The following is a 6,490-nucleotide window of genomic DNA, read 5'->3' on the forward strand; positions in this document are numbered from 1 at the left end:
GCCTGTTCCTTCACCCCGGCTTCGGTGCCATGGAATTCAAAGAACAGGGTCGGTGCTTCCTTGTGGTCGAGCTTGGAATAGTTATTCACTGCACGGACCTGCAACGGATCAAGAAACTCGATCCGTGCGACCGGAATACCCGCCTGAATGGTCAGGATGACGGTGTTAACCGCATCTTCCACAGTCGGGAAGGCACAGACAGCGGCCGACATCGCCTCTGGGATACCATAAAGCTTCAGGCCGATTTCGGTGATGACCCCCAGCGTCCCTTCGGAACCGACAAACAGACGGGTGAGGTCATAACCGGCCGATGATTTACGCGCGCGGTTGGCCGTCTTGATGATTTTGCCATCCGGGGTCACGACGGTCAGGCTAAGGACGTTTTCACGCATCGTGCCATACCGCACGGCATTGGTGCCCGATGCACGGGTCGCCGTCATGCCCCCGATGGAGGCATTGGCCCCCGGATCAATCGGAAAGAACAAACCGGTATCGCGCAGATGATCATTAAGCTGTTCGCGGGTCACACCAGCCTGAACGCGGCAATCAAGATCCTCGTTATTAACTTCAAGGATGTTGTTCATCTGTGAAACATCAATGCAGATGCCCCCACGCAGGGCGGCAACATGCCCTTCAAGCGACGATCCGGTGCCAAACGGCACAATCGGCACTTCGTGCGCAGCACAGAGTTTAACCACCTCGGCCACTTCCTCGGTCGAATGGGCAAAGACCACCGCATCCGGTGGCGATGCTTCATGCCAGCTTTCGTCCTTGCCATGCTGTTCAAGCACGGATGCGGCCGTCGAAAGCCGATCACCAAGCATCTCGCGCAAGGCGTTGATCAGACTTTCCGGGGTTTCGATACGTTCATACTGACGAACTGACATGATTTTACTCTTTCGGCCTGTGTGGTCCTGATGGAGGCTGTCGCTTCCCGGTGCGCCTCAAATCTTTGGGGAAGACAGCACCGGAGAGAAATTTGGCAAACACCCTACGCCGAGAAGCCCGAAATTGGTATTACCTTTTGCCCAAACTTTGCAAAAAATTCTCACGTTCGGGATCTGCAAAGAATGCAGAGATATCGCGCAAGCCCAAGTTCTGGCGATATCCCCACCCATTTTTGACACCATGAAACGGCATCGGACTACGCAGAGCCCGATGCCCTAGCCCTTGTTGCGATCCTGTGGCAGGGCGGCGGCAATCCGGTCCGCCAGACGTGCGAACGGCAGACTTTGCAGCCAGACCGTCCCCGGCCCTTCCAGGGTCGTGACGAACAGGCCTTCGCCGCCAAACAGCGCGTTGGTAAACCCGCCAACAAACTTGATCGAATAATCAACCGATGGCGTCATCGCGACCAACGCACCGGTATCAACCCGAAGCGTCTGGCCCGGCTTAAGATCCTTGCGAATAATCGTGCCGCCCGCATGCATGAAGGCCAGGCCATCGCCGCTCAGGCGTTGAAGGATAAAGCCCTCGCCGCCGAAAAGACCTGCGCCGAGCTTTTTGGAAAAGGCGATATCAATATCAATGCCAGATGCCGCACACAAAAACGCATCCTTCTGACAGATAATCTCGCCACCATGTTCACCCAGATCAAGCGGTACCACCTTGCCCGGATAGGGGGCGGCAAAGGCAACATGCCCCTTGCCCGATCCTTCATGGACAAAACTTGTGATAAAGAACCCCTCGCCCGTCAGCATGCGCTTGAAGCCAGAAAACAGCCCGCCACCGGTGCCGGTCTGCATGGCGATGCCATCGCTCATATACATCATGGCGCCGGCTTCTGCCCGGACGCCCTCGCCCGGATCGAGTTCGATTTCAACCAGCTGCATCTCTTCGCCATGGATCGTATAATCGATCACGTCTGCCATCTGGGCGTCTCCTGTTTTTCTGAATTAACCGTGCTTTAAGGCCAAGTTTGGAACCTCGCGGGTTCAATCGCAAGAAAAAGGGGCGAAAACACGACAAGCGCACCCAAAGTCACCGAAAGCCATCAATTTTGCAGAACTATACGTGAGACTGAAACACCATCGTCAAGATGTTGAAGCGAAAGCATTTTGTTAAGAGGTTTCGTATAGTCCTAATAATACCATGCTATAATGTATATTACGGCGATCAGGGTGACTGATCGGTCTCGGACAAAGGCACTTGCGATGGTCTTGCTTAGGAAATTCGACTGGATCACTCAGGACGAGGTCATGAAGGCGTCGCTTGATAAGTGGCAGCGTGTCGTCGATCTGATGACGCAGCTTCTTGGTGCCACGGCCGGATATGTTGTCGAATATAATGACAAGATCGGTTTTCGCGCCGCCCTGACAAGCAAGAACCCGGAAAATCCGTTTCCCGAAGTTTCGGGAAAACCGCAATCGCTTGACGCCAATTTGTATTGCCGTCGGGTGGTGGCCACAAAGTCAGCCTTTTACGAACCCGACGCCAGCAACAAGCCCGAATGGGCTGACAATCCCGAAGTCGTCGAAGAAGGCTATATATCCTATTTCGGGGTGCCGCTTTTGTGGCCAAACGGCCTGGTTTTCGGGACACTTTGCGTGTTTGACACCAAGGCCACACAGTATGAAAACCCGTTGCAGGAATTGATGGAGGTCTTTCGCGACCTGATCGAAGCCGATTTGCGCCTGTATGAACAATACGAAATCATGCGCAATCTTTCGATGACCGATCCGCTGACCGGCATGAACAACCGCGCCGGGTTTGAGATGCTGGCCCATCAGAAAATCCGCATCGCCAAGCGCTATCACCACAATATCGGGATCATCTTTATCGATCTTGATGATATGAAACACTGGAACGATGATTACGGCCATGCCGCCGGGGATGCCGCCCTTCGTGCCGTTGGCAAGGCCATCACGGACAGCATCCGCGAGGTTGATATTTGCGGGCGCATCGGTGGGGATGAATTCGCCGTTCTGGGCTATGTGCGCAATCGCGGCGATCTGACGACCATTGTCACCCGGGTGCGCAACGCCCTTGATCACGTCAAACTTACCGTGCCGACCGCGAAATCGCCGATCCGCGAAACACCGCAAATCAGTTCCGGTACTTCGGTCTTCTTCGAGCCGCTTGATAAAAGCCTTGAGGACATGATGGCGATTGCCGATCTTGAGATGTATCGCGACAAAAAAAGCCGCCGCAAATAATCGCCCACCAACGCGTGGCCCAACCACTGCCTGTGCATATCAGAACTGCCATCCCCACCCTTGAGGGCAGTATGGCATTAACCTCCCGGTATTGTTTTTGAGTGAAACTGATCTCAAAGGGTCTGACCCGAAAGAACAATGACTTAGAGCGCACGACATGCAAATACGCAAAGGCACCGCAGACGATCTGCCTGAAATACGTGCGATTTCCGAACGCACGATAGAGCTCGGCTGTCTGGTCGAAGACCTTGATGAGACAACCAGCATCCATGCCCGCAATGTGATTGAAATGGCGGTTGATGCCTTTTCCGCCAGTGTGCAGTCTGACAATCACTCGGTCTATGTCGCCGCCCGCGATGATAATCTTCTGGGCTATGTCATTGCCATCCATGATGCCCCTGAAATCCGCTGGATCGTTGTCGATCCATCAGCACAAGGCACTGGTGCGGGCAAGGCATTGATGATTGCCGCCCTTGATGCCCTGGCCGAACGCGGGGTGCGCAGCAATGTGCGCCTGACCGTCCCGGCGGCCAATGAACGCGCCAAGGCGTTTTACCGCAAATTCGGTTTTATGGTTACCGGCCCGATCAATGACCAGAAAGTGCCGATGATTGAAATGCAGCGCGCGGCTTGACAAATGCGCGCAATCGGACAATTTTGCGTCCGAACCTTAATCGGAGATTTTATGTCAGAGTCCCGGCACAGCCGCTGATCGCGGTTTGACCGCCTAGCGTCTTTCCTGCTTCCAGACCGCTGATCAGCAGATCGGACCGCCTGCCCGACCTTAAACCGGGTGCGCGTGACAGGTACTGTTGTGCCCGTCCCGATCGAAAACCGTTTTCCCAACTGGTTTTCGGACTCTGACCGATGAATATTTCAAAGAATGAACAGCGCGTGCTGCATGCACTCGCACAAGGCGGCCTGATCAAAGTGATCAAGGACGACAAAAACCATGTTCTTGAAGCAGATTGCATCACACGCGACGGCTGGTTTCTGACCGCATGTACGCTTGAAGTCTTCAAGAAGCTGCGCAAACGCCGACTGATCCGATCACAAGGCGGCGGACCTTACCGCATTACCCGTGAAGGACTGCTCGCGGTTCGCGCAGAACTATGTCAACGCTAACAGCAAAGCCCGGCTGCTTTGGCAGCCGGGCTTTAAACTACCTATAGTTGACATGTCGCATATTTAAAGAGTGTAATAATTGAAGCACAATTGATAAGCCAGAGAGGGTCAAGTGGCATTTTCTGAAATGCAGTGGGAAAAGAGATCAATCCCGCTTAAAGATATCATGCTTGATTCGGAAAATCCGAGGCTAGGACCACATAATCAAAGTTCGGATGTCGCCGCACTCGCTTATTTGGTCCAGCATGAGAATGTTATCGGTTTAGCGCGAAACATTGCCGCTTATAAGAACCTATACCCTCATGAAAGCATTATCTGTATACCAATTGAAGATGAAAAATACATTGTAGTTGAGGGTAATAGAAGGGTCGCTGCATGCAAGCTACTCTGCAAACCCTATCTTATTGGTGGCGCAGGTAACGAGAGTGAAATCCCAAAGATTGACGAGCAAACGCGGGAGTCGATCTCAAGTTTGCATGCTTGTATTGCAGATTCCAGACCGACTGCAGACGAGATAATTGCAAAACTTCACATTGATGAATTTGGAAAACTCTCTTGGAACACTCGCAAGAAGATCAGATACGTTGAGAGTAGGTTGAGGTTCGGCAACGACGTTGAGGCGCTAGCAGAAAACCTCGGAGTTAGTACGAGAAATCTCTATAAACTGAAGGCATTCGGTAGAATTTTTACCTATGTCTATTCAATGCTGAAGTGGTCTCCTAAAGAGCAAGATGTCATTTGGGACGACGCAGTTGACCTAGACATTATGTTTTACGTTTTAACCAACAATGTGATTTCGTCTCACTTTGGACATGTCTTGTTCAGCGACGCTGGCGAAATCAATCACGACTTTCCTGACAAAGACGAAGTCTGCAAAAGAATCGTGCAGCACACGCTGATATCTCAACGGCTCAATATCGATTATCGATACACACGAAATACCGCCGTGAGAGACTACCTTAACGAGCGATTTCCTCGTAGAGCGCCTGCGGTAAACTCAAACTTCGCTTTCAACTTGACGCCACCTGACGATGCTCAAGACACAGTTACAACCGGCGGATCTCATTTAGAAGCGGACCCAAACATACCCGCACAACAAGTTACCGAAGATCGAACAGAGGATTCCGGACAAAGCACTGATGGGGGTGACGGATCGCGCTATGACAGGCCCAGACTGCTAAACACACTACGATACTCAAACACTTCTGATCCCCGACTTAAGCAACTAGCGTCAGAAGCAAAACGCATCAGTCAACTGAAGCCAGAACAGGTCATTTCCCTATCATTTCTCACGCGAGCAATACTTGAGCGAGGGTTGTTGCTTGAAGTGAGAAAGTCTGGGCTATTTGAAGAATTAAAGCAGAAACACTCAGACAAACCCTCACTCGACGAGTTGATTAAGTTTTGTGTTCACAAGAAAAAATCTGGAATCACAACGCCACGACAACTCATACGATCTGTTGAAAACGCGAACAACGACGGGACGATCTTCGAGTTACAACAGAACATCCATGGTGGCTTCGGCAACTTGACCCCAGAGAGATTGAAAATAGTCTGCGGGGTGTTTTTGCCTATTTTTGATTACTTCTTAGAGAATAACTAACCTCTGGAGACACATAACCAACCATGCTCTACTGAGCAGCCTTCTCGCCCGCAATCGCCTGTGCCCGTTTATAGGGGCCGAACGGGATTTCCTTGGGATCGAAGGTTTCAGCTGATGCGCGTTCCCAACGGGAATGCCATTCATGGAGTTCTGGAAGTTCGGTATCTTGCAACAGGAAGCCTTCGGGCAGGTAGGGATAGGCTTCGTTGCCATCAACAAACTCGTTGTCTTTCTGGCGCACCATAAAGTGATAGGGCATGAAGTTGCGCGGGTCGGTCAAACCTGCCGCCCCGGTGATTTCCGCCAGGGCATGCATGGTGTTTTTGTGAAAGCGTGCGACACGTTCGCTTTTGTCGCCCGGATCAAGGGCGCGTTGGCGGATTTTATCCTGTGTTGCGATCCCGACCGGGCAGCAGTTGGTATGGCAGCTTTGGGCCTGAATACAGCCCAGCGCAAACATGAAACCGCGTGCGGCATTACACCAGTCTGCGCCCAACGCCAGGGTACGGGCAATATCAAAGGCCGAGACGATCTTGCCCGCCGCGCCAATCTTGATTTGATCGCGGACACCAGCACCCCGCAGCGCATTATGGACAAAGGTCAGGCC

7 protein-coding genes are annotated in these 6,490 nt (G+C 52.3%); 4 read left to right on the plus strand and 3 right to left on the minus strand.

Features of this window, described 5'->3' with window-relative positions; all coding sequences use genetic code 11:
* Positions 1-887, minus strand: an 887-nt coding sequence (locus B3Z49_RS19230; RefSeq protein ID WP_296993770.1) for an FAD-binding oxidoreductase, incomplete at its 3' end; no start/stop codon positions are given.
* Positions 888-1,163: 276 nt separating this feature from the next.
* On the minus strand, positions 1,164-1,871 hold the full coding sequence (locus B3Z49_RS19235; protein WP_063088864.1) for a TIGR00266 family protein: 708 nt from the start codon (positions 1,869-1,871) through the stop codon (positions 1,164-1,166).
* Positions 1,872-2,120: 249 nt separating this feature from the next.
* Here B3Z49_RS19235 and B3Z49_RS19240 point away from each other — a divergent pair, with 249 nt between their 5' ends.
* The 4 genes from B3Z49_RS19240 (at position 2,121) to B3Z49_RS19255 (ending at position 5,883) form a co-directional block, all read left to right on the plus strand.
* Positions 2,121-3,155, plus strand: coding sequence for a sensor domain-containing diguanylate cyclase (locus tag B3Z49_RS19240; RefSeq protein WP_296993775.1), 1,035 nt, complete (start codon positions 2,121-2,123; stop codon positions 3,153-3,155).
* A 157-nt stretch (positions 3,156-3,312) separates the two neighbouring features.
* Complete coding sequence (locus B3Z49_RS19245) at positions 3,313-3,789, plus strand: GNAT family N-acetyltransferase (RefSeq protein ID WP_296993778.1); 477 nt, start codon at positions 3,313-3,315, stop codon at positions 3,787-3,789.
* A gap of 233 nt (positions 3,790-4,022) precedes the next feature.
* Positions 4,023-4,280, plus strand: coding sequence for a YjhX family toxin (locus B3Z49_RS19250; protein WP_008889624.1), 258 nt, complete (start codon positions 4,023-4,025; stop codon positions 4,278-4,280).
* A gap of 112 nt (positions 4,281-4,392) precedes the next feature.
* Positions 4,393-5,883 (plus strand): ParB/Srx family N-terminal domain-containing protein, encoded by a 1,491-nt coding sequence (locus B3Z49_RS19255; RefSeq protein WP_296993781.1) that lies wholly within the window; start codon positions 4,393-4,395, stop codon positions 5,881-5,883.
* A 28-nt stretch (positions 5,884-5,911) separates the two neighbouring features.
* Here the strand turns inward: B3Z49_RS19255 and B3Z49_RS19260 are convergent.
* A partial coding sequence (locus B3Z49_RS19260) for a glutamate synthase-related protein (protein WP_296993783.1) occupies positions 5,912-6,490 on the minus strand: 579 nt, incomplete at its 5' end.

It is taken from the genome of Thalassospira sp. UBA1131 (assembly GCF_002311515.1).
Lineage (GTDB): Bacteria > Pseudomonadota > Alphaproteobacteria > Rhodospirillales > Thalassospiraceae > Thalassospira.